The 14,747-nt window shown below is 68.9% G+C and carries 14 protein-coding genes and 1 riboswitch; of the genes, 7 read left to right on the plus strand and 7 right to left on the minus strand.

All coding sequences use genetic code 11. The features are described from left to right. Positions 1–53: 53 nt before the first annotated feature. From Aple_RS38720 to Aple_RS38730, 3 genes are read right to left on the minus strand one after another with little or no spacing between them, the layout of a single operon-like run. Positions 54–821 carry an SDR family NAD(P)-dependent oxidoreductase gene (locus Aple_RS38720; RefSeq protein WP_155349737.1) on the minus strand — a complete coding sequence of 256 codons (768 nt, stop codon included), beginning with the start codon at positions 819–821 and terminating at the stop codon, positions 54–56. After that, positions 818–2,302, minus strand: a complete 1,485-nt coding sequence (locus Aple_RS38725; RefSeq protein ID WP_155349738.1) for an FGGY-family carbohydrate kinase — start codon at positions 2,300–2,302, stop codon at positions 818–820. Before Aple_RS38725 ends, Aple_RS38720 begins: the two co-directional genes overlap by 4 nt. Further along, positions 2,299–3,126, minus strand: coding sequence for a DeoR/GlpR family DNA-binding transcription regulator (locus Aple_RS38730; protein WP_155349739.1), 828 nt, complete (start codon positions 3,124–3,126; stop codon positions 2,299–2,301). The genes Aple_RS38725 and Aple_RS38730 overlap by 4 nt, the downstream gene beginning before the upstream one ends. Before the next feature lie 150 nt (positions 3,127–3,276). Between Aple_RS38730 and Aple_RS38735 the strand changes: the two genes are divergently transcribed. The 3 genes from Aple_RS38735 (at position 3,277) to cobN (ending at position 8,740) form a co-directional block, all read left to right on the plus strand. Then, positions 3,277–4,095: a BtpA/SgcQ family protein gene (locus tag Aple_RS38735; RefSeq protein ID WP_155349740.1), complete on the plus strand. Its 819-nt coding sequence runs from the start codon at positions 3,277–3,279 to the stop codon at positions 4,093–4,095. After that, positions 4,088–4,876 carry an inositol monophosphatase family protein gene (locus Aple_RS38740; protein ID WP_155349741.1) on the plus strand — a complete coding sequence of 263 codons (789 nt, stop codon included), beginning with the start codon at positions 4,088–4,090 and terminating at the stop codon, positions 4,874–4,876. The genes Aple_RS38735 and Aple_RS38740 overlap by 8 nt, the downstream gene beginning before the upstream one ends. A gap of 71 nt (positions 4,877–4,947) precedes the next feature. Then, positions 4,948–5,124: riboswitch (cobalamin riboswitch) on the plus strand. A 34-nt stretch (positions 5,125–5,158) separates the two neighbouring features. After that, positions 5,159–8,740, plus strand: a complete 3,582-nt coding sequence (cobN, locus tag Aple_RS38745; RefSeq protein ID WP_155349742.1) for a cobaltochelatase subunit CobN — start codon at positions 5,159–5,161, stop codon at positions 8,738–8,740. Between the two features lie 20 nt (positions 8,741–8,760). On the opposite strand, the gene Aple_RS38750 is transcribed toward cobN, so the two are convergent. After that, positions 8,761–9,669: a hypothetical protein gene (locus Aple_RS38750; protein WP_155349743.1), complete on the minus strand. Its 909-nt coding sequence runs from the start codon at positions 9,667–9,669 to the stop codon at positions 8,761–8,763. Here Aple_RS38750 and Aple_RS38755 point away from each other — a divergent pair. Next, on the plus strand, positions 9,653–9,889 hold the full coding sequence (locus Aple_RS38755; protein ID WP_155349744.1) for a hypothetical protein: 237 nt from the start codon (positions 9,653–9,655) through the stop codon (positions 9,887–9,889). The two genes, Aple_RS38750 and Aple_RS38755, sit on opposite strands and share 17 nt — an antisense overlap. A gap of 229 nt (positions 9,890–10,118) precedes the next feature. On the opposite strand, the gene Aple_RS38760 is transcribed toward Aple_RS38755, so the two are convergent. Then, complete coding sequence (locus Aple_RS38760) at positions 10,119–10,943, minus strand: serine/threonine-protein kinase (protein WP_170321888.1); 825 nt, start codon at positions 10,941–10,943, stop codon at positions 10,119–10,121. Between the two features lie 190 nt (positions 10,944–11,133). Continuing rightward, positions 11,134–11,538, minus strand: a complete 405-nt coding sequence (locus Aple_RS38765; RefSeq protein ID WP_155349746.1) for a hypothetical protein — start codon at positions 11,536–11,538, stop codon at positions 11,134–11,136. Positions 11,539–11,747: 209 nt separating this feature from the next. Between Aple_RS38765 and Aple_RS38770 the strand changes: the two genes are divergently transcribed. After that, positions 11,748–11,957 (plus strand): ubiquitin-like protein Pup, encoded by a 210-nt coding sequence (locus Aple_RS38770; RefSeq protein ID WP_155349747.1) that lies wholly within the window; start codon positions 11,748–11,750, stop codon positions 11,955–11,957. A gap of 169 nt (positions 11,958–12,126) precedes the next feature. Here the strand turns inward: Aple_RS38770 and Aple_RS38775 are convergent, their stop codons facing one another. After that, positions 12,127–12,816 (minus strand): hypothetical protein, encoded by a 690-nt coding sequence (locus Aple_RS38775; RefSeq protein ID WP_155349748.1) that lies wholly within the window; start codon positions 12,814–12,816, stop codon positions 12,127–12,129. 199 nt (positions 12,817–13,015) lie between these two features. Here Aple_RS38775 and prcB point away from each other — a divergent pair, with 199 nt between their 5' ends. Continuing rightward, positions 13,016–13,831 (plus strand): proteasome subunit beta, encoded by an 816-nt coding sequence (prcB, locus tag Aple_RS38780; protein WP_155349772.1) that lies wholly within the window; start codon positions 13,016–13,018, stop codon positions 13,829–13,831. 16 nt (positions 13,832–13,847) lie between these two features. Further along, entirely contained in the window at positions 13,848–14,663 is an 816-nt protein-coding gene (gene prcA / locus Aple_RS38785) for a proteasome subunit alpha (protein ID WP_155349749.1), read from the plus strand. Positions 14,664–14,747: the final 84 nt, after the last annotated feature.

Here is a 14,747-nt window from a genome sequence, read left to right on the forward strand (position 1 = left end):
TGTCACCGGCGCCAGGGTCGTCGATTCTCGGCGGCCCTGGTGTGCGGTCCTGGTCAGTCCATGAAGGCCCCGCCGTTGACCGCGATCGCCTCGCCCGTGATGAACTCGGCGTCGTCCGAGAGCAGGAACGCGACGACCTTCGCGACGTCCCGGGGCTCCTCAAGCCGGCGAAGGGGCGTGTCCCGCAGATAGAGGTCGCGTACCGCTTCCGTCGTCGTGTCCCGCAGGGACGCCTCCCAGATCAGCTCGCGATCCTGCATCGGGGTGGCGACGTAGCCGGGGCACACGCTGTTGACGCGGATCCCCACCTCGGCGAGTTCGAAGGCCATGGCCTGGGTAAGGCCGATGACGCCGAACTTGGAGGCGACGTAGTCACTGAGATACGGGACCCGGCCCTGCTTGCCGGCCATCGAAGCGATGTTGACGATCCGGCCCCCGCCACGCCGGGCGATGACCCGTGCGGCCGCCTGGCCGCAGGTGAAAACCGCGGCGAGGTTGATGGACAGGGTTCGCTCGACCTGCGCGGGCTCGACGTCAAGAAACGGGACCATCGCCGATATCCCGGCGTTGTTGACCCACGCGTCCAGTCCGTGGGCGGCGTCGACCTCCTCGGCGACCGTCGCCGCCGCCCGCGGGTCGCGGACGTCGAGCCGCCGGGCCCAATGGTCGGCGACGTGCTGGGTGGACAGCTGGGCGACCGTCGCCTCCGCGGCGGCCAGGTCTACATCGGTGACGACGACGCGGTGGCCCCGGTCGGCCAGTTCGGTGGCGATGGCGCGGCCGATGCCGCCGCCGGCCCCGGTGATGACGGTGGTGGTCATTGCTCGTTGCTCCTTGCCAGTGCGTGGGAGTGGGGTGCCACGGAGGTGCCGAGATCACGCCACTGGCGATACCTCTCGTCGTATGTCGACGATCGCCGTTGATCGGGCTCCACCGCCGGACCGAGACGAAGTCCCTTGAGGGCGCTTTCCCAGTCCGGTAGCAGCTTGACGCCGACGCCGACGGCCAGCGCGGCCCCGAGCGATGCCCCGGGGTGGTCGATGACGGGATGCATGGGCTGGCCCAGGACGTCAGCGTGGATCTGCTTCCACAGCGTCGATTTGCTCCCCCCGTTGGTGATCAGCGCCCGGGTCAGCGGGACACCGATCTCCGCGAAGACCTCCATGTGGTGCCTGAACCCGAACGCGATCGCCTCCAGGACGGAGCGGTACAGGTCGGCCCGGGTGTGGCCCAGGTGAAGGCCGACGAACGCGCCCCGCAGCAGCGGGTCGTGGATCGGGGACTTCTCACCGAGGAAGTAGGGCAGACACAGCACCGCCCCGGGCTCACGAGCGGCGGCCTCGTCGTCGAGCGCGCTCAATTCGGGCCCGCCGATGAGCGTCCGGTACCAGCGGATCAGGCTCCCGCTCGTCGCCATGCAGCCGTTGGGCAGCCACAGGCCGGGCACCGGATGCGCGTCCAGGTACACCCGTGGGTCGACCACCGGGGTACGGCTGGCGACGAGGATGTCGCCCGCGCCCCCGAGCTTGACCAGCCAGTCGCCGGGGGAGCCTACGCCGGCGGCGTACGCGCTGAGCACGTGGTCGGCACCGCCGACCACGAGCGGCGTCCCCTCCACCAGACCGGTCTCCCTGGCCACGGAGCGGGTGACCGCGCCGACCGGAGTGCCGGGCGACAGGGTCGGCGGGAGCAGCGCCGGGTCCAGGTGGGCGGCCGCGAGCACGGGCTCGGCGATCGCGCCGGAGATGGTGAACAGACCGGATTCCAGCGCCCAGTTCCGTTCCGTGTGCACCGGGGCACCCAGGCGGATCAGCGCCCAGTCATAGCTGCCGACGACGGCCGTCGCCCTGCTCCACGCCTCGGGCTCGTGGCGTTGCAGCCAGAGGGCGGTTGGCGCGACAGACTGCTGACTCAGGGCGCTTCCCGTCAGCTGGACGAGGTCGAGGTGGCCAAGGGCCGTCCGCAGTTCATCGATCTCGGCGGTCGCCCTGGCGTCGTTCTGCAGGATCGCCGCGCGTAGCGGCCGACCGGTCGTGTCCAGGAGCACAACGGCCGGGACCATCCCCGAACTGGACACGCCGGCTATGTCACCGGGGTCGACACCCGACCGGGACAGTAGGGCCCGGATGCCGGAGACGATGCCGTCGCCCCAGGCGACCGGGTCGGCCTCGGCCCACCCGGCGTGCTCCGACCGGAGCTCGTTCGGGGTCGTGTGGCTGGCGACGACCGAACCGTCCACGTCCACGAGGACACACTTGGTCCCGGTCGTGCCGACGTCGATGCCGAGTAGGTACGCGCTCACGACGACGGCTCCTTGACCAGCGTGTCGTCCGTCGCCTGCGCGGGCCGCATGGCTCCGCCGGGTACGCAGGTCACGGTCACGCCGAGCTGGCGGATCTTCCGCACGGTGGCGTCGTTCTCGGCCGCATCGCAGACGATGACGTCGACGCTCGTTGTCGGAGCGATGTTGACCAGGGTGCTGCGGCCGAGCTTGCTGCGGTCGATGGCGACGATCACCCGGTCGCTGGCCTGCATGGCGGCGTCCTTCACCGCGCTCTCGCCCCGGTGATAGTCCGAGAAACCCCGGTCCGGGTGCACACCCGCCACGCCCATGACGAAGGTGTCGGCGTTGTACCGCTTGAAGGTGTCGGCGGCGTCGTGGCCCACGAGGCTGAGGTCTCCCGGCCGCAGGGTGCCGCCGGTGAGAATCACCGTGGTGTCGGGCTCGTCCCCGAGCTCGACGGCGGCCAGAACGCTCGGTGTGATGACCGTGAGACCCAGCCCTCGGCCCCGGATGGCGCGTGCGACGGCGAGCACCGTGCTGCCGCTGTCGAGCACCACCGTCTCGCCGGCCGAGAGCATGGCGACCACTGCCTCGGCGATGTGCCCCTTCTCCTCGCTCGCCTCCGCCACCCGGGCCTGGAACGGCGGTTCGGCGACCTTGCGGGCCAGCGCGATCACTCCGCCGGTGACCCGGCGGACGATCCCCCGCACCTCAAGGGCGTCCACGTCGCGGCGAATCGTCATCTCCGACACTGAGAACTCCCGGGCGAGCGAGGCGAAGTCCACCTCGCCGAGCCGCAGGATGCTCTCCTCCACGAGTGCCCGCCGTCGCTTGGCTGTCATGGCCACAGACCCTAACCCTCCCTGTGTCCAGTTCACAATATTCTGTGCGTTTCAAACATGTTACGGGTTGTCGGGCTCGCATTTCTGTTTCTGGTTCACATATAGTGGCCCCCGCAGCCCGCACCGACAAGCTGAGAGGCAGAGCCATCCATGAGCAACTGGTTGGGAGAGGTGTTCGCCACACCGAAACCCGTGATCGCGATGCTGCACCTGTCCGCGCTTCCGGGCGATCCCGGCTACGACGCGAAGGGAGGGCTCGACGCGATCGTGCGCCGCGCCCGCAGGGAGCTGGACCGGTTGCAGGCCGGAGGGGTCGACGGAGTCATGTTCTCGAACGAGTTCAGCCTCCCGTACATGACCAGGACCGAGCCCATCACCGCGGTCACCATGGCCAGGGTCATCGGCCAGATGATGGACGACATCACGATCCCCTTCGGCGTCAACGTCCTCTGGGACGGGCGGGCGTCCATCGACCTCGCCATGGCCACCGGCGCGAAGTGGGTCCGTGAGATTTTCACAGGAGTCTACGCGAGCGACTTCGGCCTGTGGGACACCAACGTCGGCGAGGTGGCCCGGCACCGCTCCCGCATCGGGGCCGGCCACGTACGGCTGCTGTTCAACATCGTCCCGGAGTCCGCGAAGTACCTCGTCGACCGAGACCTCGCCTCGATCACCAAGACGACGGTGTTCGCCGCCCTTCCCGACGCGCTGTGCGTCTCCGGCCCGACCGCGGGGTCGGCGACCGACCTGGAGGCGCTGCGCACCGTCAAGCAGAACGCCGGTGACGTGCCGGTCTTCGTCAACACCGGCGTCCGGGCGGACACCGCCGAGCAGGTCCTCTCCTTCGCCGACGGTGCGATCGTGGGGACCTTCTTCAAGAAGGACGGCCGATTCGAGAACGAGGCCGACGAGTCCCGCGTGCGCGAACTCATGAGCAGCGTCGAGACCTTGCGCACCGTCCGTGTCTGACGCCGCGCTCGCCCGCGCCGTCAGCGGTCCGGACCATCCGCTGACCGTGCTCGAGGTCGCCCTCCAGGCGGCGCGGGCGGGAGCGGCCGTCGTGGCGCTCGCCGATCGGCCGCGCTCGGCGAGGGCGAAGGAGGCCCGTGGCGACGTGGTCACCGACATCGACGTCGCCGCAGAGCGGGCGATCACATCCGAACTCGCCCGCACCCGGCCCGGGGACCGCGTCATCGGTGAGGAATCCGGCGTCAACGAGTCAGACGCGCCAACCCTCGAGTGGTACGTCGACCCCATCGACGGCACGACCAACTTCCTGCTCGGTCTCCCTCATTACGCTGTCTCCGTCGCCGCCTACTCCCCGGTCCTGGCCCACTGGATCGCCGGAGTGGTGATCACTCCGGCACTCCGAATCACCTACGGAGCCGCTCGGGGCTACGGCGCCTGGGCCGAGACCGACGAGGGCCGGCAAGCGCTCTCCGCATGTTGCGCACCTGGCGCACCCAGGATCCTGGCCACCGGGCTCTCGTACGACGCCGACCTCCGCGCCACCCAGGTCGAGGATCTCTCCCGGGCCCTCCACGGTTTCGACGACGTACGGGCTCTCGGATCTGCGGCGCTCGCCCTGTGTGCGGTCGCGGCCGGCCACGTCGACTCCTACGTCGAGAGCGACCTCTACGTGTACGACTGGGCGGCGGGCGCGCTCATCGCGGAAGAAGCGGGAGCGACGGTCGTCCGGCCACCGCTCACGCGTGGCGGCATCTCCGCACAGGTGCGGCGGTCTGGTTGAACGCCGGCGCACTGTTGGCCGCCGCGTCCACAGGGGTGCCCACTCGGTGAAGTCTGGGCGGGCTGTCCTGGAAAGCGTGGGTGGCATAGGGTCATCGTGGCGACGGCGAATGAGGAAGCCGGTGTGAATCCGGCGCGGTCCCGCCACTGTCACCGGGGAGCGAACCCCACCATGGCCACTGTCACAGGGAAGGCCGGGGGGAGCGTCGAGCCGGGAGCCAGGACACTCGCGCCGTCGTGACTTCGACGACCCGGGGCGCGGACCCCGAGGGAGGGCTTTCGCGTGATCCTGCTGCTGTCCACGTCCGACACCGACCTGCTCAGCGCCCGTGCGAGCGGCGCCGGCTATCGCCTCGCGAACCCGGCCAGGCTCCGGCCGGACGATCTTCCCGACCTGCTGGACGGCGCCGATCTTGTCGTCGTACGGCTCCTGGGTGGCCGCCGGGCCTGGGAGGAGGGTCTGGACCTCCTGCTCGCCGGGCCGGTCCCTGTCCTTGTGCTCGGGGGTGAGCAGGCGCCGGACGCCGAGCTGATGGAACTGTCCACCGTCCCGGGCGGGGTGTGCGCGGAGGCGCACGCGTACCTGGCCCACGGCGGACCGGCCAACCTGGCGGAACTCCACCATTTCCTCTCCGACACGGTGCTCCTCACCGGCCACGGCTTCGAACCGCCCACGCCACTGCCCACCTGGGGAATCCTGTCCCGCCCCGACCACCACGCGGAGTCGTCAGCGGGGCCGCGGCCGGTGGTTGGTGTGCTCTACTACCGGGCGCACCATGTGGCCGGGAACACCGCGTTCGTGGAGGCGCTCTGTGATGCCGTCGAGGCGGCAGGGGGGCGGGCGCTGCCGGTGTACTGCGCGTCGCTGCGGACTGCGGAGCCGGGGCTTTTCGCGGCTTTGCGGCGGGTGGACGCGCTTGTGGTCACGGTGCTGGCGGCCGGGGGGACCAGGCCCGCGACCGCGTCGGCGGGCGGGGACGACGAAGCCTGGGATGTGGGGGCGCTGGCGGAGCTGGACATCCCGATCATTCAGGGGCTCTGTCTCACGGGGGATCGGGCTTCCTGGGAGGCGGGGGACGACGGGCTTTCGCCGCTGGACGCGGCCACGCAGGTCGCGATTCCGGAGTTCGACGGGCGGCTCATCACCGTTCCCTTCTCCTTCAAGGAGATCGACGCGGATGGGCTCACGGTGTACGTCGCCGACACGGAGCGGGCCGCGCGGGTGGCCGGGATCGCGGTACGGCACGGGCTGCTCCGGCATGTGCCCGCGGCCGACCGTCGGATCGCGATCATGTTGTCGGCGTATCCGACGAAACATTCCCGGATCGGGAACGCCGTCGGTCTGGACACGCCCGCGAGCGTGGTCCGGCTGCTGGACGCGATGGCGGCGAGCGGGTACGAGCTCGGCGAGGATCTGCCCCGCCACGAGGGGGATGCGCTCATTCACGCGCTCATCGCGGCGGGTGGGCAGGATCCCGACTGGCTCACTGAGGAGCAGTTGGCGGGCAATCCCGTCCGGATCCCCGCCGAGCGTTACATCGAGTGGTATCGCACCCTTCCCGGGGATCTGCGGGAGGGGATGGAACGGCACTGGGGGCCGCCGCCTGGGGAGCTCTACGTCCAGGACGGGGATATCGTGCTGGCCGCGCTGCGGTCGGGGAACGTCGTCGTCATGGTGCAGCCGCCGCGTGGATTCGGCGAGAACCCGATCGCCATCTACCACGATCCCGACCTGCCGCCCAGTCACCACTATCTCGCCGCTTATCGCTGGCTGTCCGACACGTTCCAGGCGCATGCCGTCGTCCACGTTGGCAAACACGGCAACCTCGAATGGCTGCCCGGCAAGTCGGCAGGGCTCTCCGCTTCCTGCGGACCCGACGCGGCCCTCGGCGACCTTCCGCTGATATATCCGTTCCTGGTCAACGACCCGGGCGAGGGCACCCAGGCCAAACGCCGCGCTCACGCCACCCTCGTCGACCACCTCGTTCCGCCGATGGCCCGCGCCGACACCTACGGCGACCTGGCCCGCCTGGAACAACTCCTCGACGAGCACGCGTCCATAGCCGCCATGGACCCCGCCAAACTGCCCGCCATCCGCGCCCAGATCTGGACCCTGATCCAGGCCGCCCGCCTCGACCACGACCTCGGCCTCGACGACCGCCCGCACGACGCCGAATTCGACGACTTCCTCCTCCACGTCGACGGCTGGCTCTGCGAGGTCAAAGACGTCCAGATCCGGGACGGCCTGCACGTGCTCGGCGTCGCCCCCGAAGGAGAGGCCAGGGTCGACCTCGTCCTGGCCATGCTCCGAGCCCGGCAGATGTGGGCGGGTTCCGAGGCCCTGCCCGGCCTCCGCGAGGCCCTCGGACTGTCGGAGACAGGAGACGCGACCCGAATCGGAGTCGACGAAGCCGAGGCGACCGCCCGCGCACTGGTATCGGCGATGGAAGCCCGAGCCTGGACACCCGACGCCGCCCCCGAGGTCGTTCGCGAAATCCTTGGACTCACGGATAGCGCGATTCCAGCGGATCACGGCTTGGTCGAGCGGGTGTTGCGGTTTGCCGCTGTGGAGGTTGTGCCTCGGCTGGCGCGTACCACCGATGAGATCGATAACGTGCTGCACGCGCTGAACGGAGGATATGTTCCTGCCGGGCCCAGTGGATCGCCCCTAAGGGGGCTGGTCAATGTGCTGCCGACCGGGCGGAACTTCTACTCGGTCGATCCGAAGGCCGTGCCGAGCAGGCTGGCGTGGGAGACCGGGCAGGCGATGGCGGAGTCGCTGGTCGAGCGGTATCGAGCGGATACGGGGGAGTGGCCCCGATCGGTGGGTTTGTCCATTTGGGGGACCAGCGCGATGCGCACGGCGGGGGACGACATCGCCGAGGTGCTCGCGCTGCTGGGCGTGCGGCCGGTGTGGGATGACGCGTCGCGCCGGGTCACCGGGCTGGAGGCGATCGCCGCCGGGGAACTCGGACGGCCACGTGTCGATGTGACCGTGCGGATCAGCGGCTTCTTCCGCGACGCGTTCCCCCATGTCGTGGCCATGCTGGATGACGCGGTCAAGCTGGTCGCGAAGCTGGATGAACCGGGGAACTTCGTCCGCGAGCACGTGCTGGCCGACGCCGCGCGGGGCGAGCGGGCCACGTTGCGGATCTTCGGGTCGGCGCCGGGGGCGTACGGCGCGGGCTTGCTCCCACTCATCGACAGCCGCAACTGGCGGGACGACACCGACCTGGCCGAGGTGTACGCGGTCTGGGGCGGATTCGCCTACGGCCGCGGCGTCGACGGCATCGCGGCCCGCGAGGACATGGAATCGGCCTACCGGCGGATCAACGTCGCCGCCAAGAACGTCGACACCCGGGAACACGACATCGCGGACTCCGACGACTATTTCCAGTACCACGGCGGCATGATCGCCACCGTCCGCGCCCTCACCGGCAAAGCCCCCGCCGCGTACATCGGCGACAGCACGCGCCCCGACGCCGTGCGCACCCGGAGCCTCTCCGAGGAGACCAGCAGGATCTTCCGCGCCCGGGTCGTCAACCCCCGCTGGCTGGCCGCGATGCGCAGGCACGGCTACAAGGGCGCGTTCGAACTGGCCGCCACCGTCGACTACCTGTTCGGCTACGACGCCACCACCGGCGTGGTCGCCGACTGGATGTACGACAAGCTCGCCGCCACCTACGTCCTGGACGAGGAGAACCAGCGTTTCCTCACCGAATCCAACCCTTGGGCGCTCCACGGCATCACCGAACGCCTCCTGGAAGCGGCCGGACGCGGCATGTGGGAACACCCGGACCCTGAAATCCTCCAGCGTCTCCAGGAGGTCTACCTGAAGGCCGAAGGAGACCTCGAATCCAGTTGAGCGATGTGAGGACCGGCGTCCTAGCCCTCAGGGGCCAGCGCTTCGATCTTCGGCGCCGGGAACTTCACGTTGACCGGCTTGTCGTCCGCGGACGAAGCGAACAGGAAGAGCTTCTTCTCGGGTATCTGCACCCCCGCTTTGCTCATGGACTTGGCCGGGAGCGCCGTCCATTCCGTGCCGTCCCTGCTGAACTCCACCTTGCGCATCTTCCGGTTCCTGATGGTCATGCTCAGGTGAACCGTCTCCTCGAAGTACGGCCGCGCGTCGGCGAAGGGGAAAAGCTGCCCGGGCACGTCGCCGGACACGCCGCCAACCTGCTGCCCGCCCGAATCGACGCGCTTGCTGATGCCCACGTAATGGCCGGTCGGCGCGGCCAGCACCATTCCCGCGTGCCGTGCGGCGGGAATGGCCGATTCCGCGTACGAGACGGTCATCCGCGTGGTCACCTGGCAGTGGTCCGGCACGTTGAACACGAGCTTCGGGAAGTTCGCCGCTGACATCGGGCTCGCGATCACCGTCAGACCTTCGGTCCTCTTCTTTTTCAGCGGCACGGGCGCGGGCTCCGCCAGCGACGCGGTGGCGGGATCGAATATCTGGGGCGGTGTGATCTCGCCGCGGGAGAGCCGCACGGCATGGGCCATCGCCGCGTTGATGAGTTTCGTGTACACCGAGACCGCCCCGGTGAGCACGTCGCTGGGCGGCATCTCGTCGAAGAAGTCCGGATTCTGCAGCGCGAACTCCAGATCGTTGCGGGCCTGCAGGTAATGCAGTTTCTTCTCCCGGGTGTCGGCCAGGGCCAGCAGGCAGTCGTCGCGCTCCTCGGGAGTGGGCAGCGGCAGCGGGATCGTGTCATAGGTGGCGACTTCCGTCTCGTACGCCGCCGCGCTGCTCCTGGCGATCTCCGGGAACTCCTTGAACCGCCTGATCACGTCGTCGATGCTGACGGCGGGCGAGATCTGCGCGCCCGCGCCGGCATTCTGGTACATGGACGCGGTGAACTCCGATCGTGTGCTCGAATTGCTTTGCGCCGTTTCGAACGAGGCTTTGAAGCTGCCGGAGGCGATCAGGCCGTTCATCTCCGCCTGCAGGCTCGCGCCCAGTTCGGACTGGGTGCTTGCGGACGTGGACGTGATCCGGATGATCGCGTAAAATTCGCCACCCGTCTGAAGTGCGGCGACAATTCGGAGAACCGGGTCTGGCGGAGCCTAAAACGAGTCGTGACCGTATCTTGCCGGTGCGGATCAAGCTTTCCATTGAGCGGGACCGGAAATCTTAGTTTTCTTGGCCGGCCGTTCAGAGCCGACGCTGACCCGCGCCGCGCTCGGCGGAATCGGGCTGACGGAGAAGTCCGCGGTCGCGATCGAGGCGCTTGCCGAATCTACAATGTAAAGGCGCCGGGCGGGAGGTTCTCGCTGGACGGGAGGGTCTGGGGGCGGCGGCCAGGAGCGGCGGCGGAGATGCCCTCGCGGCGGAGGAGGTCGGCCAGCAGGAGGGCGACCGCCTCGCCGGTCAGGCGGCGGGCGGCCTCGCGCCGCAGCAGGCCCTCGATGACCGGCCACAGGGCTCCGGCGTTCGACGGCGGATCGGGCTCGTGGGTCAGCGCCATCCCGAGCATGGACAGCGGCCCGTCCCCGGGATAGGGCGGCCGCCCCTCCACCGCCGCGTACATGGTCGCCCCCAGCGACCACAGATCCGACGCGTGCGTGGCGGCCTCGCCGCGCATGCGCTCGGGAGCGAGATAGGCGGCCGACCGGGTGAGCGGAATGGTCTGGGAGGCCGTGCTGTCCTCCTCCATCGCCGCGATGCCGAAATCGGTGAGCACCACCCGATCCCCGGTGAGCAGGATGTTCTCCGGCTTGATGTCACCGTGCACGACCCCGCACAGATGCGCGTGCCGGATCCCCGCCAGAAGCTGGAACCCCAGCCAGGCCGACCAGCGGACCGGGATGCGGCCGATGTGCCCGATCGTCTCCTTGAGGGTCAGCCCCTCCAGGAACTCGGTCACGATCCAGAGCCGCCCGTTCTCCTCGAACAGATCGTGCACGGTGATGATCCCGGGATGGCTCAGCCGCGCTGCCGACCGCGCCTCCTTGAGGGCGCGCCGCCGGGTGTCCTCCAGGTCGGGCATGTCCATCCGGTACGGCGGCTGCACCTCCTTGATCGCCACGTCCCGGGTCAGCCGCAGGTCATGAGCCTGCCACATGATGCCCGTGCCATCACGACGAATCGGCGACGCAAGCCGATAACGCTCAAGGAGCAGTCGTGCGCGATCCGTTCCCATATCCACCCGTCTGCTCCGAGCCCTGCATTTCCCGCGTTCCGAGTTCCATATTGTGCTCTGTCACGGTTCCGGAGTGCGGCGTCACTCCCCGTACGGGAGATAACGATCCTATCTACACCAGGCCGATTCCAAGGATCATCGTCCCGGCGCCCAGTCCGACCCCGCCGAGCACGGTAAGCCATATCAGTTTGTTCGGCTTCGTATCAGACGGCCGTACGACCGACAGGAAGAAGCCGAGCGGCATCAGGATGGGGGCGGCGACGATCAGCACCCGGGCCAGGGAGCGCATGCCGTCCGAGAGATCTGCATGATCCAGGTATAGCAGGGCGACCAGTGCGAAGAGCACCAAAACGCCCGCATGGGCGTGTCCGGCTCGCCAGAGGCCGCGTCTGACCGGGTTGTCGAGGTAGCCGGGGATGCGCCCGAGGATGTGGCCCAGCAGGGAGAGCCCGCCGATGCCGACGCCGGAGACGGTGATGAGCAGCACTCCGGCCGTGGAGAGCGAGGAGGGGGACATGCGCGGATCCGTTTCATTGGGAAGCTGTGCTATCCAATAATTGGATAGTTTCGCTATCCAGTCAAGGGTATTTGCCTTTACGCCGCTCAACGGGTTATCTGTCGGGACTCCTTCAGCCGAGCCAAAGATCACACGACGATTCAGGCGAGTTGTCGGTCGGTTCGGGGAAGATATGAAGCAGAGACGTCCCCCGAGCGGAGGTATCACCGATGGCCAGCAAGGACACCGGCGGTCAGAAGCAGACCGGCCGCCAAGAGAGCGAGACCCACGACGTCGAGGCGCAGGACGCCACCGATGTCCAGGAACGGCATGAGAAGCTCACCGACGACGTGGACGCGATCCTCGACGAGATCGACGAGGTGCTCGAGGAGAACGCCGAGGAATTCGTGCGCAGCTACGTGCAGAAGGGCGGCGAGTAAGGGGGGATTCCCCGTCCAGTGTGACCGAAGTCGAGCGTATTTCGCCGGGCCGTGCGGGCCCGCGAACCGGCCCGGTAGCCGGCGGTGACGCGGCTCAGCGTGCATCACCGCCGGTCGCCGGCGACGTCCGGGGACTCTCTGCGTGAACCGCGGCGTTCCTGTCCCAGTTCTACTGAGATGGGGCGCCGCGTCGTTCGCTCCGGGGCATGACGAGCAGGTCGTGGCGGTATTCCCGAGCCAGCCGGGCGAACACCGATTTATCACCCGGGCATGGCATCACCGCGAAACGCGACGCCTTATCCCGGATGACCGCCAGGCGAGCGCCCTGGCCTCCCTCCAGAAGGCCCGCTTCCAGGCGGGCGAACGGCTCACCCGCGCGGAGTTCCACGCGCGCGGTCAGCCCGCCCCCGATGATCTCCGTCGCCGAGACGAGCGTGCCGCGCACGACGTCGTCGACCTCGACCGGGCCGGGCACGCCGCATCCGATCCCGTGGATCTCCCTGCCGTCCGGAGCCCGCAGCGAAATCGTCCCGTCGGGGGCCGCCTCGACCCGGAGCAGGCCGTTGTCGAGAACTCCCGGGACGGGCAGGCCGCCGCCACGGCCGGAGCCGGGAGACAAAGCGGGCGCGGCGGACGCGATTAGGACGATCCTCCCCGACGCGGGGACCGTGACCCGGGCGGCCACGGTCACGACAGGCTCCACGACCACGCCGCCGACGAGCGTCGGACCGTGCTCCAGCCACTGAACCGGCACCCAGGCCCCCGCACGCGTGCGCAGATGCGGACGGCTCTCCGGCAGATCGGTGAAGATCAACCCCGTCCGCTCGTACGCCGAGGGGTTCGCCACCTCGATCTCCAAGTCACCCTCCGATGGCAGGTCTTCACGAAGGATCGGTATACCCCGGGCGCAAGTCGTACAAAGATATGCCCGGGATCTTGAAAGCGGTTCGCGCTCAGCTGATCGGGAAGAGTGCAAGCAGTGCGCCGAGGTGAGTAGGGTCGGCCTAAACAGACGACACATTGGAGGGAGTCGCGTGGCATCTCAGCAGCAGGCCTGGATGAACAACCTCTTCACGAATACGGGTTCTTCGTCGTTCACCGAGTTCTTGGGCATGCACGCGTCGGATCTGCTGCCGTTCCGGTCCGAGACGCTGGCCGTCCCGGTCGGCGACCAGATCCCGCACGCGACCACGATCATCGCGGTGACCTGCGCGGGCGGCGTGGTGATGGCCGGCGACCGGCGTGCCACCTCCGGCAACATGATCCTGCAGCGGGATATAGAGAAGGTCTTCCGCACCGACGACTACTCCTGCCTCGGCATCGCCGGAACCGCCAGCACCGGCATCGAGATGGCCCGGCTCTACCAGGTCGAACTCGAACACTACGAGAAGCTGGAGGGCCGCTCGCTCTCCACCGACGGCAAGGCCAACCGGCTCGCCGCCATGATCAAGGGCAACCTGCCGATGGCCATGCAGGGCCTCGCGGTGGTCCCGATCTTCGCGGCGTACGATCCGAACCTGGACGCCGGGCGGATCTTCGGTTACGACGTGGGCGGCGGGCCCTACGAGCAGCAGCAGTACCATGCCATCGGATCCGGTTCGATCTTCGCCAAGGGGTCGCTGAAGAAGCTCTACCGGGAGAACGCCTCGCCCGAGGACGCGGTGCTGACCTGCGTGCAAGCCCTGTACGACGCGGCCGACGACGACTCGGCGACCGGCGGGCCCGACGTGACCCGTAAGATCTGGCCGGTGGCCGCGGTGATCACGGCGGACGGCTACCGGCGCCTCGGCGACGACGAGGTCGCGGGCTACGTGCACGCGATGCTGGAAGCCCGGATGGCCAACCCCGACGGCCCCACCGCCCCGCTGCGCTAGAGAGGAACCCCACGAGGTGTCCATACCTTTCGGATACGCATCGCCCGAGCAGATCATGCGCGACCGGGCGGAATACGCGCGGAAGGGCATCGCCCGCGGCCGGAGCGTGGTCGTCATCCAGTACGCGGACGGCATCCTGTTCGTGGCGCCGAACCCGTCCAAGGCCCTGCACAAGATCAGCGAGATCTACGACCGGATCGGCTTCGCCGCGGTCGGCCGCTACAACGAGTTCGAGTCGCTGCGTCTGGCGGGGATCAGGTATGCCGATATCAACGGCTACACCTACAACCGCAACGACGTGACCGGCCGCGGCCTGGCCAACCTGTACGCGCAGCAGCTCGGCATGATCTTCACCGACTCGATCAAGTCGCTGGAGGTGGAGATCGTGGTCGCCGAGGTGGGCGACTCCGCCGAGGGGGACCAGATCTACCGGCTGACCTTCGACGGCTCGGTCTTCGACGAGCAGGGCATGGCGGTCATCGGCGGGCAGTCCGACGCGGTGGCCGGGCGGCTCAAGGAGCGTTACCGCCCGGGTCTGTCGCTGGCCGAGGCCCTGGACGCCGCGCTCGCCGCGCTGACCGAGCCGGGCGGCGAACGCTCCCCGATCGGGCAGCTGGAGGTCGCCGTGCTGGACCGGACCCGGGCGCAGCGCAAGTTCCTGCGCCTGGCCGGGCCGCGCCTGGAGCGCCTGCTGGCCGCCGGCCCGCCGGAGGCCCCGGAGGCACCGCCCGCCCCGGCCGAGCCCACGCTGCCGGAGAAGGGCGCCCCCGAGGTCGACACCGGGCCGCCCACCGCCCCCGACGGCGACATCGACACCGGATCCGACTCCTGAATTTCCCCGGATGGCCACCGAAACCCGGTGGCCATCCGGCGTTTCCGGGCACGACCAAATGCGGATTTCGCTAGGCTTTTCCGC

Origin of the sequence: Acrocarpospora pleiomorpha (genome assembly GCF_009687885.1) — a bacterium.
Lineage (GTDB): Bacteria > Actinomycetota > Actinomycetes > Streptosporangiales > Streptosporangiaceae > Acrocarpospora > Acrocarpospora pleiomorpha.